Here is a 15,624-nt window from a genome sequence, read left to right as displayed (position 1 = left end):
GCGTTGAGTTGGGGTCGCCGTCACCCGGCGAGGCAGGACTGCAGGCCGCGGGTCAGTTCCGCGCGGTCCAGGTCACGTCCGATGAAAACGACCTTGCCGGAACGGTTTTCGCCCTGCCACGGCGCGGTCGGCCTAATCTCGAACATGCTGTGGATGCCTTGCAGGACGAAGCGGCGAGTGTCGTCGGCGACGGCGAAGAGCCCTTTGATCCGGAACACGTCGCCGCCCCGTTCGGCCAGGTGGGCGGTGAGCCAGGACTCCAGCGCCGGCTGGTCGAAGCCGCCGTCGAGTTCGATGCCGACCGAGGTCAGGCTCGGGTCGTGCTGATGGTTGTCCTCGTCGAGCCAATGCGGGTCGCCCGCCATGGTCCGCGCCATGTCGAAGGCGCCGATGCCCAGTACGTCGGTAAGATCGATCGCCGCGTACTGCGAGGTGATGATGTCGGCGGTCGCGTTGATCGCCCGCACCGACGCTTCGACCTCCCGCACGGTCTCGGCGTCGACCAGGTCGACCTTGTTGATGATGATCCGGTCCGCGAAGGCGATCTGGTCGACCACCTGGTGGCCCACACCGTCGTCACCGACTTCGGTGAGATGGCCGCGGACATGTTTGGCGTCCACCAAGGTGACGATGGCGTCGAGCGCGAAGTTCGCGGCGATCTCGTCGTCCACGAAGAAGGTCTGGGCGACCGGGTTGGGATCGGCGAGCCCACTGGTTTCGATCAGAATGCGATCGAAACGGTCGCTGCGCGCCAAGAGGGAGCGCAGGATTTCGATCAGATCGGTGCGCGCCGTGCAGCACAGGCAGCACCCATTGCTCATCTCGATGATCTTCTCGTCCGCGTTCAGCACGAGATCGTTGTCGATGGGTATCTCACCGAATTCGTTCTCGATGACCGCGATTCGGTGCCCGTGGTTGGCCGTCAAAATGTGGTTGACCAAAGTTGTCTTGCCGGAGCCGAGGAATCCGGTGAGGACGGTTACCGGGATCTTCCCGCTGTCAGACATGGTTATCTCCTGTTGGCGTAAGGGAATTGAGGATGGTGCGCGCGTGCGCCAGGACGTCCGGCGAGATCTCGATCCGTTTGCCTTCGAAGCCCGGCCCCCGGGTCGCGTCGAGACCGAGCCGGGAGGTGGTTCCGTCGCTGGTCGAGGACGGATCGAGCGGTGAACCCGGCAACCCGTCGACGGTCAGGATGTCGCGGTGCGGCTGGAAGTGGGTCGCCAGCGCCCACAGCACCGCGGAGTCGTCGGTGATGTCGATATCGCTGTCGACGGCGACCACGGTTTTGACGTACGGATCCCAGCCGAGCAGACCCAGCATGATCTGACGGGCCTGACCCGGACGGCTTTGCCGCACCGCCACATAGCAGTGGAAATGCGTCCCGGATGTCGGATAGTGCACCGCGGTCACATCCGGGAAGCGCGACTTCAGTTTCTCCGCCATCTCCGACTCGCGCGGAATTCTGGCGAGGTTGAGATGCTCGGCGGTATTGCCGCCTTCGACATCGAACAGCATCGGCTGCTGCCGCCGCATGATCGCGGTGACCCGCACCAGATTGTTGGTGGACCGATTCGAGGAGTAGCCGGAGAATTCTCCGAAGGGGCCCTCCTCGACCTGTGCGGTGGAATCGATCTCGCCTTCCAGCACGAAATCCGACCAGGCCGGAACCCCGATGCCGTGCCTGGGTGTGCGAACGATTTCCAGCGGCTCGCCGAGCAGGCCGCCGGCGATGTGGCGCTCGTCGACCTCGTAGCCGACGCGGGCGGAGGCGGCGAGCATGAACAGCGGATGCCCGCCGATCACCATGGCGATGGGCATCGGTTTGCCCAGCTGGGCGTACTTGGCGAGCATGCGCCACAGGTCGCCGCGCGAGTGCAGACTGGTCGCCAGCTCGGTGGGCGAGTGGACCATCGAGCGGTGATAGCTCATGTTGCCCACGCCGGTATCGGGATCCTCCGCGACGATGATGCCGCTGGTGATGTATGGCGCCCGATCCGAGGCGAAGTGGCGCAGCATCGGCACCGTCGCCAGGTCGACATCCGCACCGGTCTCGACGATTTCGAGGATCGGCCCGGATTCGACCACCCGCGGCGCGAGGGGCCGGTCCGCCCGCGCGGCGAAGGCCTCGTGCAGACCGCTCGGCTCGGTGTCCAGCATGCGGGCGATCCGCCGCCGGGACGCGAACATATTGCTCACCACCGGGACCGCGACACCGTCGACTTTGCGGCAGAGCAGCAGTTCGTCCCGGCCGCGCGCGGCCAGTTCGTAGATCAACCCGGTCACGCCCTGATCCGCGGGCACGACATCGCCGACCGCGAGCACATCCTCGGGATGCGTTGCGAGATAACGCTCGAGAAAATCGTGCGGATCCTGCCGCTGGGACAGTTCGGAATAGGTCATCGGGCCACTCCCGTCAGTTGGCGCGTCGCGGTAGGTCCATGCCAGCGCGGCGACAGGTCGTGCTCGATCCCGAACTGGTCGAGGATCTTTCCGCTCAGATGCGCGAGCAGATCCTCGATGGAGGTCGGCTGCTGATAGAACGCGGGCACCGGCGGCAGCACGATCGCGCCCGCCTCGGTCACCGCCGTCATATTGCGCAGATGAATGAGGCTCAACGGTGTTTCGCGGGTGACCAGCACCAGCCGCCGCCGTTCCTTGAGACAGACGTCGGCCGCCCGGGTGAGCAGGTCATCGGAATAGCCGTGCGCGATGGCGGCGAGGGTCTTCATCGAGCAGGGCACCACGACCATCCCCATGGTGAGGAAGGACCCGGAGGCGACGCTCGCCGCGATATCACCGCGCTGGTGGTGCACGTCGGCGAGTTCGATGAGGTCGTCGGGTCGCAGCCCGGTCTCGAGTTCGAGGGTGCGATGTGCCGCCCGCGAGATAACCAGATGTGTCTCAACGGTTTTCAGGCGATTGAGGGAAGTGAGCAGGTGGATGGCGAGGTGTGGTGCGCTGGCACCGGTGATACCGATGACCAATCGAGGTCGATCGGACGCACCCGCATTGTCGGCGAATTCGTATGGCATGACGGACTTTCTCACTATGGAGAGGGTTTCTCGTTGGCGGTGGCGGGCTCGTTGTCTGGGGCAGCTCGCCGCCGCGCGTGGAAGACGACATTGAGTACGAGCGCGAGGATGGTGCCGGTGGCGACACCGCTCTTGAAGAACATTTCGGCGAAGGTGGGCAGCTGGTGGTAGAAGCGCGGGGCGTACGCGGGCACCAGCCCGATACCCAGCGACAGCATGACGATCATCAGATTGCTGGACCGGCCGAAGTCGACCCGCGCCAGAATTTGGATACCGGTCACCGTCAACGCGCCGAAGGTGACGATCGCGGCCGCCCCGATCACGGGGCCCGGGATGGCGGCGGCGATCCGGCCGACGGGTTGCACCAGACCGAGAACGAGCAGGATCACCCCACTGATGGCCACCGGAAACCGGCTGCGGACCCCGGTCAACGCGATCAGGCCGATGTTCTGTCCGAAGGTGGTGTAGACGAACCCGTTGAAGACACCGCTCAACGCCGTCACCAGACCGTCCACGCGCAGCAGCGCCGCGATGTCCTTGGGACCCACCGGCTTACCCACCACCTCGCCGACAGCGAGTCCCTGCCCCGCGCCCTCGACCATCATGACGAAGACGATGACGAGAAAGAGCAGGATCGACGGGATATGGAATTGCAGAGCGCCGAAGTGGAAAGGACTCATCATTCCCACGATCGGTCCGGCACCGATATCGGTGAGACTGCCTATCCCCGTTGACCATCCGACAATCGCCCCGATGGTCAGCGCCATCAGAATCGACAGTTGGCCGAGCAGGCCCTTGAACAACCGCCGGAAAACCACCATCAATGCCATGGTCGAAGCGGCCAGCGCGATATGGCCGAGTCGACCGTATTCCGGTGAGTTCGGATCGGACCCGGCGATGAGCCGAATTCCGACCGGGATGAGGGTCAGGCCGATCAGCGCGATGACCGTACCCGTCACCACCCCGGGAAACAGCTTCAACAGCATGCTGAAGTACGGGGCGACCAGGATCCAGACCAGGCCCGAGACCAGTAGTGATCCGTAAACCGTTGCCAGTCCCTGACTTTGGCCGACCAGCACCATGGGAACGATGCCGCTGGATGCCGCGCCGACGACCAGCGGCATGCGGATGCCGAACTTCCAGAGGCCGAGGGCTTGGAGGAGGGTGCCGATCCCGGCGAGGAGGAGGTCGATGCTGACCAGGTTCGCCATATCCGCATCGGACAAACCGAGGGAGGTGCCGACCACGATGGGTACCACGACGACACCCGCGTACATGACCAGGGTGTGTTGCAGGCCGAGGAGCACCATGGAGAACAGGGGCGGCCGCTCGTCGACGGCAGCTGTGTCGGGAGGTTCCGGTCGCACGCCGGGGTTCAATTCCTTGTCCGTCATGGCATTTCAGCTCGCAGCCTGCGGGTCGGCCTGGTTGACAGGGTCGGCGGTCAGGCGCTCGTCATCCTCGACCGGTTGCGGATCTTGGTCTGGCTCAACGCCATTGAGCAACAGGTTGAGCAGGAATGCGGCGATACCACCGGCCGCGATACCACTGGACAGCACCGTCTGCAGCGGACCGGGTAGCTGGTCGTAGAAGTCCGGTGCTCCCACCGGGATGAGCCCGAAACCGAACGCGATGGCGACGACGAGGTGATTGCGGGGATTGCTGAAATCAGCCCCCAGCATCAGCTTGACGCCGATCGCGCCCAGGGTGCCGAACATGACCACGCCGATACCGCCGAGGACCGGTCCGGGCAGTGAGGCGATCACCGCACCGAGCTTGGGCATCAAACCGATGAGCACCAGAATCACGCCGGCCGTGGCCACGACGTATCGGCTCATCACCCGGGTGATGCTGACCAGCCCGACATTGCCGCCGAAGGTGACGAACGGGAAGCTGCTGAACACCCCGGCGAGCGCGGTGCCCACCCCGTCGGCGCGCAACGCGCGGGCGATGTCGGTCGGCCCGACCTTCCGGCCGACCACCTGGCCGACGGCCAAGGTGTCACCCGTCGACTCCACCATGTTGACCACCTGCACGATGAGCATCGGAAGGATCGCGGACAGGACGAAAGTCGGCGTACCGAACGAAAACGGTTCCACGACACCGAATATCGGCGCGTCCTTGGTGGCGGAGAAGTTGGTCAACCCGAGCGGCCAGGCCGCCAAGGTTCCGGCGGCGAGTGCGATGAGGATCGCGAATCGGCCGATGGCGGGACGCATGACCCGTTCCAGGACCACCACGAGCACGATGGTGGCGCCCGCGAGCAACAAGCGTTTGGGTGAGCCGTGGTCGGCCGCCGACGCGGAACCCGCGATCATGTTCGCCGTCTTGGGCAGTAGTGAGAACCCGATGATCGCGATGGTCGTCCCGGTCACGATCGGTGGGAAATACCGTGTCAACTGGGCGAACCAGGGTGCGACCAGCCAGGTGATGAGCCCGACCACGATGGTCGCGCCGAACACGGCGGGCAAGCCGGACTCTTTGCCCACGATGATCGCGGGAGTGATGCCGGTGAAGGTGGAGCCCATCACGATCGGCAGCCGGACGCCGACATTGAACAGGCCCAGGGTCTGTAGCAGCGTCGCCAGGCCACTGACGAAGACGTTCGCCGTGACCAGTGTCGTGATCTGCGCCGGAGACAATCCGATGCCCAATCCGATGACCAGCGGCAAGGTGACCATGCCGGAGTAGGCGACGATCACATGCTGCAGGCCGAGCGGAATCAGGTGCCGCACCGGCGGAATCGAATCGACGGGGTCTTTCGGGGTTACCGACCGGCTTCGTGGTCGGGTGAAGATTTTCATAACTACTCCTGGGCCGGCGGTGCGGTGGGATGAGTCGGGAGCGGGCCGGGCCGCGGCCGTGCGGGGATCGGGTCAGTGCGACCAGGGCATGCGCAGGCCGGACATGCCCGCGCGCGAGATCAGTTGTCCGGCTTGGTATTCGGCCTGTTCGGCCGCCGCGTCCTGGTCGATGAACAGGCACCGTCCGTCGCGGTAGACGATCTGACCGCCGACGATCGTGATCTCGACATCCGAGCCACGCGCCGCGTAGACCAGCGAGCTCACCGCACGGTGGAGCGGGCGCAGGTGCGGCCGGTCGAAATCGACGACGATGACGTCGGCCAGCCGGCCGGGCTCGAGCACACCGGCGTCGATACCGGCGTAGCGGGCGCCCTCGCGGGTGGCGAGCTCGAGTGCGTCCTCGGCGCGGCACACCGTCGGGTCCAAGGTGGTCAGCCGCTGGGCGAAGATCGACAGCTTCATGGCTTCGAAAAGATCCTGCCGGTGCCCGCAACTGGGGCCGTCGCTGCCCAAAGACACTGCCGCACCGCTGTTTCGCAGCTCGCGCAGCCGGATCGTGCCCGACGCGAGGTAGGCGTTCGATGCCGGATTGTGTGCGACACCCGCCCCGGCCGCGCCGACCTGCTCGATCTCGTAGTCATCGAGCCAGATGGCGTGGGCCAGCGTCGCGCGCTCGTCGAGCAAGCCTTCCTTGGCCAGCCATTCGACCGGGCGGACGCCATAGGCCTCGAAGTAGCTCTGCGGGTCTTTGCTGCTCTCGCAGCAGTGGGTGTGCCATTTGGTGTCGTACTCCGCGGCGAGTTCGACGCAGCCGCGGACCAGATCCTGATCCACATAGGTGAGATTCAGTGGCGCGGGCCATATTTCGACCTTCGAGCCTTTGGGCCGATGTTGCACGGCCTCCCGGGTCATGGCGAGTTCGTCGGCGGCGCTGTACCGGAACAGCCCCTGGGGCTGACCGCGCCGGGCGGCGATCTCGGTACGGTCGCCGATCACACCCCGGGCGACGACGCCGCGCAGCCCCGCCTTCTCGATCACGTCGGCGACGGCGAGTGTGGTGAGCAAATCGCTTGGGGCGTAGTGATTGTCGATGATGGTGGTGGTGCCCGCCCGGAGCGCTTCGACCACACCGAGGCGCGCGGCGGCTACCGCGGCCTCGAAGGTCATAGCGATGGAGTAGGGCCACATGAACTCGCACAGCCAGGGCACGATCGACATGCCCTCGCCCAGGCCGCGGGCCAAGGCCTGGTACAGGTGATTGTGGCCGTCGACGAAGCCGGGCAGCACCGCCCGGCCTGTGCAATCGATGACGGTATCGGCGTGCCATTCGGCGAGTTCGGCGCACGAACCGACCGCGACGATCCGTGAACCGGTGATGGCGACGGCCCCCGGTTCGTGCACGGTTCGCGCGTCGTCGACCGTGATCACGGTTCCGCCGGTGAGTAGGAGATCGCAGTGCTGGGGGAGTGGAGGTGTCATGGCCGCCGCTGCCTTCCCGGGCGGCATAGCCGCCTCAAATCCGTTGGCGTAGGGGGAGATATCTCCCCGGGCCAGGGCAAGGCCTGGCGCGTGCCGAACGGTTTAACCCAGGAGCGGGAGGTCACCGGCAGTGTGACCTGGCACACATGCCGTGGTCACGGATACATGTAAACGGCTAGGCCCAGCCGTTGTCAACCCTCAGTTGGATCGTTCTGAAAACCTTGGCCCGAGCAGAATGCCACCTGACCAGGTCAGATCGCGGAACGAGGCTCGCAAGGATTACATGCAATCCGTTGACACGCGGATTCGGCTGTGCTGAACTCGGTCTCATCGAGCCGGCAGTCGGGCCGGCCCGCCGCGGTGTGATCCGCGGCCCGTAGGTGCGGTGATTCGCGGCCGGGGATCTATTTCCGACCTGATCGAGGAGAATCGCAAATGATCATCGATACCCATGTCCACCCGACGAATCTCGTCGACGAAGCATGGCGGCATACCGGCGAGCCATTCACCGGCGAACGCACCCTGGAAATGATGGACGGACCGTTCTGGATCAACGGCAAACCGCGCCGCGTCGACGTCAGCTGCATCATGCCGCCGCCGGGAAACACCGCCTGGCGGGAGGGAAATCGCACCGGCCGTGAGGGCATTCGCGACTATCAGGCCTACGTGACCTCGCTGGTGCAGAAGTACCCGGACCGCTTCGTCGGGAACTTCATCTACAACCCGCGTTTCGGCCCGGAGTACGGCGCCGCCGAATTGGCTTTCCACGTGCGTGAACACGGCTACAAAATGATGAAGCTGCACGCCAACATGCACTCCTACCGCCCGGACCGGGCCCTGGACTGGTTGCGTCCCGCGCTGCGCGTCTGCGACGAGCTGGGGGTCACGGTGCTGATCCACACCGGTGACGGCCCGTACTCGATTCCGACGCAGTTCTATCCGATCATCCGCGAGTTCCCCGGCGTGAATTTCATCCTGGGGCACTTCGGCATTCAGACCGGTGGCGTCTACTGTTTCGAGGCGTTCTGGATGATCCAGGACTCGACGAATGTCATCGGTGAATCCGGCTGGCTGCTGCAATCTCGGATCGTGGAATTCGCGAAGGAGATGAAGAAGAGCAAGATGGTCTTCGGCACCGATTCGCCGCCGAACGAGCCCGGCATGTGGGCGCGGGAACTGGAAGTGTTGTGCCACAAGCCCCCGCAGGGGCTGGACCTGTCCGAGGACGACCTCGAGGGCTACCTGGGCAACAACATGGCGAAACTGCTCGGGCTGGCCCCGACCCCGCCGCCGAAGGATCAGGCCGAGGCGGAGGCCTACCTGCGCGGTGAGATCACGCAGGCCTCGGCGACGAACTCGCACGCCGATCACTACAGCGGATACACCCCGTCGGCCTGGGCCGAGGAGGCGGCGCTGGACGCCGCGAAGTAACCGCTAGCGGGGGGACTCCAGTGGGGCGCGGTACTTTTCGCGCCGCTGGGGTCCCTCTGGCGTTGCGTCGCCGGCGAGCAGGGAGAACTCCCGGCGCCGTGGGGCATCGCCGGTCATATCCTCCCGGGTCGTCGCCTGTGACAACCGCACTCGCAGCCGGGAGATATGGCGTTGCGCCACCGTCTCGGCGTACTCCGGGTCGCCGGTGGCCATGGCTTCGACGATCTGAATATGTTCGTCCAGCGCGAATCGGGGTGCGTCCACGCTGCGCCACAGCGAATGCAGCGCCAGATGTGACCGCCCGGCAATGGGTTCCAAGGTCGCCGTGAGGTGGGGGTTGGCGGCTATTTCGCGCACGGTGCGATGGAAACGGATATCCAGTTCGACGTGCGCGGCGTGATCGGTGCCGCTGCCGAGGACCCGCTCGTGCTCGGCGAGGATCTCCCGCAACGCGGTCAAGCCCGCCGCGTCCAGACGCGCGGTCGCCAAGCGCGCGGCGAGCCCCTCCAGCATTTCCCGCACCACATAGAGTTCCCGCAAGTCGGCGATGTCGACTTTGCTGACCTCGGCCCCGCGGCGCGACACGTGGTTGGCCAATCCTTCGTAGATCAGTCGCTGCACCGCTTCGCGCACCGGCGTGCGGCTGACATTGAGCTGCCGGGCGAGTTCGGGCACGCTCAGCGCTGTGCCCGGGGGTAATTGGTTACGGAGAATCGCGGTTTTGAGGGCCTCGTATGTGCGGTCGGTGAGCAGTTCGCCGGAAGAGATGCTCTGCAGAATTGGCGACTCTGACATGGCGGGGGCGCCTCCTTGTGCGTCAACATCGCCATATTACATGCAATCTTTCGGGCATCCGCAGCTGTGCCTGCGGATCAGTTGCACCGTGAGCGTGTGGTCGGGCTGACGTGCGTCCGCCGCCCGCACCGCCTCCAGAGTCGACACCGCCGCCCGGCCGAAGTCGTCGAACGACCGGCCGACTGTCGTCAGCGGCGGCCAGCTGTGCGCGGCGGGCTGGGTCGCGCCGAACCCCACCACGGCCAGATCGTCCGGAACCCGCAGGCCTGATTCCTGCGCTGCGGCAAGCACATCGAGGGCTAGGCCGTCCGCGGCGGCGAAGATGGCGTCCGGCCGGTCAGCTTGTCGCAGCCACGCTGCGACCTGCTCGCGCGACGTCCGCCGGTCCAGCCCGGTGTGCACCACGGACGAGGGGTCGCCCCCGGCGGCTCGGATCCCTTCCGCCCAGCCGCGCGCCCGCTCCGCCACCGGGCCGGATCGAGATGTGCCTGTGAGACAACCGATTCGGCGATAGGAATGCTCGAGTAGATGCTCCGCGGCCAGTCGTCCGCCGTGCCGGTTGGCCAGCGTCACCGACGTCGCGTCGGCGCTGCGCGGCGCTCGATAGTTCAGATAGACCACGGGCACACCGAAATCGGCGCTCGCGCTGCGCTGCCCGTCGACCTCGGAGCGCACCAGCAGCAGGCCGTTGACCTGAAAACCGGCCAGTGTGCGCGCGTACCGGTTCTCCTGGTCCTGCGAATAGCCCGAATTGCCCAGCAGCACAAGCGAACCGTCGGCGAAAGCCGCTCGTTCCACGGCACGCACCAGCTCGGTGAAGAAGCCCTCGCTGCTGTCGGGAACGACCAGCCCGATCGTGTTGCTGCGCGTCGAACGCAGGGCCCGCGCCATCAGGTTCGGCTGGTAGTTCAGCTCCGCGATGGCCGCCAGCACCTTGTCCCGGGTCGCGGCCGCGACCGGGCGGGGGCCGTTGTTGATCACGTAACTCACCACGGCCGGTGAGGTGCCCGCCAGCCGGGCGACATCGTTGCGAGTGGTCCGTTGCACGAACCAAGCGTACGGGCTCGGGCCCTGGCCAGACGGTGTCTACACGTGTAGACTCAGCGCGGGCTCTGGTCGGGAATGTGCCGACTGCCGCGTGGTACACGCGGCGACCGGGTGGGAATGGACTGGCGGCCTCGACAGCCACCGGCGTCTCGAAAACGCCGCAGTTCCAAGGAGTCAGCTCATGAGTAGAGCACCCGCTACGCCTCGATCCGCCGCCCTCGGCCCGCGATCGGTCCGGAGGTCACGATGACAACCCTGGTGCAAGGCGCGCAGACACAGCAGGGCAAGGGCGTCGGCGCCAGTGCGCTCCGCCCGGACGGCACGCTCAAGGTCACCGGCGAGTTCGCCTACTCCTCGGATCTGTGGATCGACGGCATGGTGTGGGCGACGACAGTGCGCAGTCCGCATGCGGCAGCGCGGATTCGGTCGATCGACACCAGCAAGGCGCTGGCGCTCGACGGCGTCTACGCGGTGCTGACCCACGAGGATGTTCCGGGGGCGAAGACCTACGGGATGAAGATCGCGGACCAGCCCGTCCTCGCCATCGACCAGGTCCGGTATCAGGGTGAGGCGGTAGCGCTGGTAGCGGCGGCCGACCCCGAAATCGCGCGGCGAGCAGCCGAATTGGTCGCGGTCGAGTACGAACCGCTGGAGCCGGTCACCGATTCCGAGCGCGCCCTCGAGGAGGGCACCCGTTCCCTGCACGAGGGCTCGAATCTGGTGCGGCACGTCAAGATTCGGCACGGCGATATGCGGCAGGCCCGCGCGGAAGCCGAAGTCGTTGTCGTCGGCGACTACGAGGTGGGCATGCAGGATCCGGCCTTCCTCGGCCCCGAATCGGGTCTGGCCGTCCCGACACCGGACGGCGGAGTCGAGCTCTACGTCTCCTCCCAGTGGTTGCACAAGGACCTCGAACAGATCGCGCCATGCCTGGCGCTGCCACTGAACAAGGTCCGGCTGACGATGGCCGGTGTCGGCGGCGCGTTCGGCGGCCGCGAGGACCTCTCGGTGCACGTCCACGCCTGCATGCTGGCGCTGCGCCTCGGCAAGCCGGTGAAGATGATGTACAACCGCTACGAATCCTTCTTCGGGCACGTGCACCGCCATCCCGCGAAGATGCGCTTCGAACACGGCGCCACCCGCGCCGGCAAACTCGTCTACGTCAAGGCGCGCTTGATATTCGACGGCGGCGCCTACACCTCCACCTCGCCGGTCGTGATCGCGAACGCGTCGTATTTCGTGGCCGGGGCCTACGAGGTCCCGCACGCGGAGATCGACGGCTTGGCTGTGTACAGCAACAACCCGCCGTGCGGTGCGATGCGCGGGTTCGGCGCGGTGCAGTCGGCCTACGGCTGTGAGTCCAACATGGACAAGCTCGCCCGCGAGCTCGGGATGGATCCGCTGGAACTGCGGCTGCGGAACGCGATGACCACCGGGACGATCCTGCCGACCGGCCAGGCCGTGGACGGACCCGCCCCGGTTCGTGAACTGCTCGAGGCGCTGCGCGAGCGGCCGATGCCCACGGGTGCGGCATCGGGTGATCCGCGCACGCTGCCCGGCGGTGTCGGCAATACGACGCGCGGGGAGGGCATTCGCCGCGGCGTCGGATACGCGGTGGGCGTCAAGGCAATCGGCTACTCCGGCGGGGTCGACGACATCTCCACGGCGCGCGTGACCCTCACGATCGCGGCCGGCGCACCTGTCGTGTCGATCCACACCGCGGCCGCGGAATGCGGGCAGGGGATCACCACCGTGCAGTCGCAGATCGCCACGACCGAACTCGGCGTCACCCGGGTGGTGGTCCTGCCCGCCGACACCCAGATCGGCGATGCGGGCTCCGCGTCGGCATCCCGGATGACCTGGATGTCCAGCGGCGCGGTGCAAGGCGCCTGCCGTCAACTCGCGCGCGAAGTGCTGGGCCGAGCCGGAAAGGCGCTCGGCCGCAACGCCACCGGGCTTGCCCTCGGCGGCGACGCGATCGTCGACGCGCTCACCGGCACGGTGGTGGCGTCGATCGCCGATGTGGTCGGCGCGGACACCTTGGAAGAAGTCTGCGAATACCACCACCGGCCCACCGAGGGAATCGATCCCGAACGGGGCCAGGGCAATGCGCACATCGCGTTCGCGTTCTGCGCGCACCGCGCCGTGGTCGACGTCGATGTCGACCTCGGACTCGTGCGCGTCGTCGAACTGGCGGTAGCCCAGGATGTCGGCAAGGCCATGAATCCGCTGGCCGTCGAAGGCCAGATCGAGGGCGGCAGCGCACAGGGCCTGGGTTTGGCGCTGATGGAAGAGATCGTCGTCGACGAGCTCGGGCGGGTGCGCAACCCGTCCTTCACAGACTACCTGATCCCGACGATTCTCGACGTGCCACCGATGCCGATCACAATGTTCGAGTTCCCGCACCCGGATTCGCCGTACGGACTCAACGGGGTCGGCGAACCGCCCACGCTGTCCTCCACCCCCGCCATCCTGAACGCGCTGCGTGCCGCCACCGGACTGGATCTGCCCCGGATTCCGGTGCGGCCCAACGACATCGCGCTCGACACTGCGCGGGTTTGCTGAATCAGGGCGACCCATGCGCGCTCGGCATCGTGCTCGCCGCGGGCGCGGGCAAGCGCTACGGCTACCCGAAAGCCCTGGCCGAGGGCGGTGCCTGGCTACGCCGAGCGGTGGCGGCACTGCGCGAGGGCGGTTGTGACTCGGTGATCGTGCTGCTCGGCGCGACCGGGCCATCGGTGCAGTCCGTTGCCCTGCCCGCGGGAGCCCGGCCGGTGTGGGTCGCGGACTGGGCGACTGGACTCAGCGCTTCGCTCCGAGCCGGACTCGGAGCGGCCGCCGAGACCGGAGCCGAGTACGCGGTGATCATGCCGGTGGATACCCCCGATGTCGGTGCCGCCGCGGTCGCCCGCGTCCTAGCCGCGGCGCGAAACACACCGGGCGGCTTGGCGCGCGCCGTGTTCCACGCCGGACCCGGACATCCCGTGGTGCTCGCGCGCGCACATTGGATCTCGATATCCGCAGTAGCCGTGGGAGATTCGGGTGCGCAGACCTATCTGAACGCCCGCGCGGATCTGGTGCGCGTCCCGTGTGACGACCTGGCGACCGGAATCGATCATGACTTCCGGGTTCCACACGGGGCCAACGCAATTGACTCGCCGACCGGTGATCCCTAGGCCCGCTGACTCAACCGGCGGCAGGCACTGCCCGGCGATTCTGTGTTCCGTACAGGGCGCGAGCGTCTGCGGGAGAACGGGTTTCGAGCGTGGCGGGCGGCTCCATTTTCACGTGCTGCTCGAGGATCTTGCCCGCCATCGGGGCGATGATCGGCGCGGCCAGGATCAGTCCGCGCTTGTTGAACAGGGTGAACAGCCACACCAGGATCCGCCCGGCGGGCCGCACCAGCAGATCGATGAGGCGCCACTGATCGAACTGGCCGAGCCGGCGCATCCACTTCGGCAGTGTCGCAATGGAAGCCGTCGCCAGCAGGCGCGCGCCGAGGGCATAGGTCAGGCCCGCCCCGTGCTTCGGCGAGGTGAACAGCATCTGGTGCATGCCGTCGAGCGCGCGCTCGGTGGTGCACAGGCGCGGACGGACATTCTCGAAGTACTCCTGAACGCCCTCGCGAGTGCGCGGAACATCCTTGGGATTACAGGTTTGCAGCTCGGCGGCGACCGCGCATTCCGCCCAGTAGCGGTTCTCCTCTTCCGTGCTGAGCTGACCCGGACCGAACATCTCGTAGGCCTTGAGGACCGAGTGCCAGCCGGTGAGGTGGATCCACAGCTGGGTCTCGGGGTTGTTGGGGCTATATCGGCGGCCGGTGACCGGTTCGATGCCGGTCGAGCGCGCGTGCAGCTCCATCAGATGCTCGGAGGCTTTGATCGCGGTCGGCGTATCGCCGATCGCGACGATGAGGAAGTACGCGAAGGTCATATCGAGCCGGGTGCGCGGGTCGGAGTAGATCTTCGCCGTGTCCGACACCGACGCGGTCAGGAACGGGTCGAAGAACTCGAGGGCTACCGCGCGCTGGAATCCGATCACGGCGGTCGGGGCGGTCCAGATCTTCCAGCTCGGGGAATCGGGCCCGAAGAAGCCGTAATCCGCCCGGCGGAGAGTGGTCGGATCGAAGGTCATGGAAACTCCTCTGCGGCGCCCAATGAATACAACGCCACCGTAGCAATTGCGCGGAACGAATACAACGGGTGCGTAGCTTTTGTTAGGGTGCAGGTACAGATCGATCCCGCGAGCTGGCAGGATGGGCGCGATGGAGGCGAATCGGCAGTGAGCACATCTCGACCCACGGAACGTCCGCGCCGGCGGTATGCGCCGCGCCTGCCCGCCGAGCAGCGTCGCGCCCAGCTCTTGGACGCGGCGTTCGCGGTACTGGAGCGGGTCGAGTTGCACGAGCTCAGCATGGAAGCCGTCGCGCAGCAGGCCGGGGTCGGCAAGCCGGTGCTCTACACCGTGTTCAAGACCCGCGCCGATCTGGTGGAAGCGCTGCTGGAACGCGAACGCGATCTGGCGCTGGAACAGGTCTCCGACACCTTGCCCGTCGATCTGATCGGAGCGGATCCGGTGGTCGCGGCGTCGGCGACAGTCGAGGCGTTCGTCGCTGTGGCGCTGGAGAATCCGACCCGGTGGCGGCTCGTCCTCGCGGGCCCCGGCAGCGCGCCCGACGAATATCGCGACGCCATCCGCAGCTCCCGGGCGGGCATCTTCGACCAGGCCGAGGCGCTGGTGCGGATGGGCCTGGCCATCGATTCACGCTGGGCCGCAATGGATTCAGCCTTGCTGACCAACTCGCTGCTTACCATCGCCGAGATGCTCGGCCGGCTCGCGATCAACGAACCGGACGAGTATCCGCGCGCGCGGATTGAAGGATTCGTGCAGTCCATCGTCCAATTGCTGATGGGCCAACCGGCCGAAAGCGAGCACCCCCACTAGGTTTCCGCGGACCACTCACAGCTGAACCAAACCGAGTCCGGTTGCAGGACGAATCTCCTGCATTGCCGTCCGGGCAGTGATTCAGCGAA

The 15,624-nt window shown here is 66.4% G+C and carries 13 protein-coding genes; 4 read left to right on the top strand and 9 right to left on the bottom strand.

The annotated features are described in order from the left end of the window. Positions 1–20: 20 nt before the first annotated feature. The 6 genes from IBX22_RS01480 to IBX22_RS01455 form a co-directional block, all read right to left on the bottom strand. Positions 21–1,007 carry a GTP-binding protein gene (locus IBX22_RS01480; RefSeq protein ID WP_194813571.1) on the bottom strand — a complete coding sequence of 329 codons (987 nt, stop codon included), beginning with the start codon at positions 1,005–1,007 and terminating at the stop codon, positions 21–23. Further along, positions 1,000–2,403 carry a UbiD family decarboxylase gene (locus IBX22_RS01475; protein WP_194813570.1) on the bottom strand — a complete coding sequence of 468 codons (1,404 nt, stop codon included), beginning with the start codon at positions 2,401–2,403 and terminating at the stop codon, positions 1,000–1,002. The genes IBX22_RS01480 and IBX22_RS01475 overlap by 8 nt, the downstream gene beginning before the upstream one ends. Further along, positions 2,400–3,035 carry a UbiX family flavin prenyltransferase gene (locus IBX22_RS01470; protein WP_194813569.1) on the bottom strand — a complete coding sequence of 212 codons (636 nt, stop codon included), beginning with the start codon at positions 3,033–3,035 and terminating at the stop codon, positions 2,400–2,402. The genes IBX22_RS01475 and IBX22_RS01470 overlap by 4 nt, the downstream gene beginning before the upstream one ends. Before the next feature lie 14 nt (positions 3,036–3,049). After that, on the bottom strand, positions 3,050–4,429 hold the full coding sequence (locus IBX22_RS01465; RefSeq protein ID WP_194813568.1) for a nucleobase:cation symporter-2 family protein: 1,380 nt from the start codon (positions 4,427–4,429) through the stop codon (positions 3,050–3,052). Between the two features lie 6 nt (positions 4,430–4,435). After that, the gene (locus IBX22_RS01460) at positions 4,436–5,839 is read right to left on the bottom strand and encodes a nucleobase:cation symporter-2 family protein (protein ID WP_194813567.1); all 1,404 of its coding nucleotides are present in this window, start codon (positions 5,837–5,839) and stop codon (positions 4,436–4,438) included. A gap of 72 nt (positions 5,840–5,911) precedes the next feature. Then, entirely contained in the window at positions 5,912–7,318 is a 1,407-nt protein-coding gene (locus IBX22_RS01455; protein ID WP_194813566.1) for an amidohydrolase family protein, read from the bottom strand. Between the two features lie 435 nt (positions 7,319–7,753). Here IBX22_RS01455 and IBX22_RS01450 point away from each other — a divergent pair, with 435 nt between their 5' ends. Further along, positions 7,754–8,749, top strand: a complete 996-nt coding sequence (locus IBX22_RS01450; protein WP_194813565.1) for an amidohydrolase family protein — start codon at positions 7,754–7,756, stop codon at positions 8,747–8,749. A 3-nt stretch (positions 8,750–8,752) separates the two neighbouring features. Here IBX22_RS01450 and IBX22_RS01445 read toward each other — a convergent pair whose 3' ends face one another. Then, entirely contained in the window at positions 8,753–9,544 is a 792-nt protein-coding gene (locus tag IBX22_RS01445) for a GntR family transcriptional regulator (RefSeq protein ID WP_194813564.1), read from the bottom strand. Between the two features lie 36 nt (positions 9,545–9,580). Continuing rightward, positions 9,581–10,591 (bottom strand): LacI family DNA-binding transcriptional regulator, encoded by a 1,011-nt coding sequence (locus IBX22_RS01440; RefSeq protein WP_194813563.1) that lies wholly within the window; start codon positions 10,589–10,591, stop codon positions 9,581–9,583. Between the two features lie 246 nt (positions 10,592–10,837). Between IBX22_RS01440 and pucD the strand changes: the two genes are divergently transcribed. Continuing rightward, positions 10,838–13,156, top strand: coding sequence for a xanthine dehydrogenase subunit D (gene pucD / locus IBX22_RS01435; RefSeq protein ID WP_194813562.1), 2,319 nt, complete (start codon positions 10,838–10,840; stop codon positions 13,154–13,156). Further along, positions 13,150–13,767: an NTP transferase domain-containing protein gene (locus IBX22_RS01430; RefSeq protein ID WP_375540194.1), complete on the top strand. Its 618-nt coding sequence runs from the start codon at positions 13,150–13,152 to the stop codon at positions 13,765–13,767. Before pucD ends, IBX22_RS01430 begins: the two co-directional genes overlap by 7 nt. 10 nt (positions 13,768–13,777) lie before the next feature. Here IBX22_RS01430 and IBX22_RS01425 read toward each other — a convergent pair whose 3' ends face one another. After that, positions 13,778–14,725: an oxygenase MpaB family protein gene (locus tag IBX22_RS01425; protein WP_194813561.1), complete on the bottom strand. Its 948-nt coding sequence runs from the start codon at positions 14,723–14,725 to the stop codon at positions 13,778–13,780. A gap of 147 nt (positions 14,726–14,872) precedes the next feature. On the opposite strand from IBX22_RS01425, the gene IBX22_RS01420 reads away from it, so the two are divergent. After that, a complete protein-coding gene (locus IBX22_RS01420; RefSeq protein WP_194813560.1) occupies positions 14,873–15,535 on the top strand; it encodes a TetR/AcrR family transcriptional regulator in 663 nt (220 codons plus the stop codon). Positions 15,536–15,624: the final 89 nt, after the last annotated feature.

It is taken from the genome of Nocardia sp. XZ_19_385, from assembly GCF_015355755.1.
Lineage (GTDB): Bacteria > Actinomycetota > Actinomycetes > Mycobacteriales > Mycobacteriaceae > Nocardia.
This window is presented reverse-complemented; position numbering and strand designations above follow the sequence as displayed.

Bases quoted from the DNA above. Each gene is read 5' to 3' on its own strand.
- IBX22_RS01465 (WP_194813568.1), bottom strand. From the start codon at position 4,429: ATGACGGACAAGGAATTGAACCCCGGCGTGCGACCGGAACCTCCCGAC.
- pucD (WP_194813562.1), top strand. From the start codon at position 10,838: ATGACAACCCTGGTGCAAGGCGCGCAGACACAGCAGGGCAAGGGCGTC.
- IBX22_RS01425 (WP_194813561.1), bottom strand. From the start codon at position 14,725: ATGACCTTCGATCCGACCACTCTCCGCCGGGCGGATTACGGCTTCTTC.
- IBX22_RS01475 (WP_194813570.1), bottom strand. From the start codon at position 2,403: ATGACCTATTCCGAACTGTCCCAGCGGCAGGATCCGCACGATTTTCTC.
- IBX22_RS01450 (WP_194813565.1), top strand. From the start codon at position 7,754: ATGATCATCGATACCCATGTCCACCCGACGAATCTCGTCGACGAAGCA.
- IBX22_RS01460 (WP_194813567.1), bottom strand. From the start codon at position 5,839: ATGAAAATCTTCACCCGACCACGAAGCCGGTCGGTAACCCCGAAAGAC.
- IBX22_RS01470 (WP_194813569.1), bottom strand. From the start codon at position 3,035: ATGCCATACGAATTCGCCGACAATGCGGGTGCGTCCGATCGACCTCGA.
- IBX22_RS01480 (WP_194813571.1), bottom strand. From the start codon at position 1,007: ATGTCTGACAGCGGGAAGATCCCGGTAACCGTCCTCACCGGATTCCTC.
- IBX22_RS01455 (WP_194813566.1), bottom strand. From the start codon at position 7,318: ATGACACCTCCACTCCCCCAGCACTGCGATCTCCTACTCACCGGCGGA.
- IBX22_RS01445 (WP_194813564.1), bottom strand. From the start codon at position 9,544: ATGTCAGAGTCGCCAATTCTGCAGAGCATCTCTTCCGGCGAACTGCTC.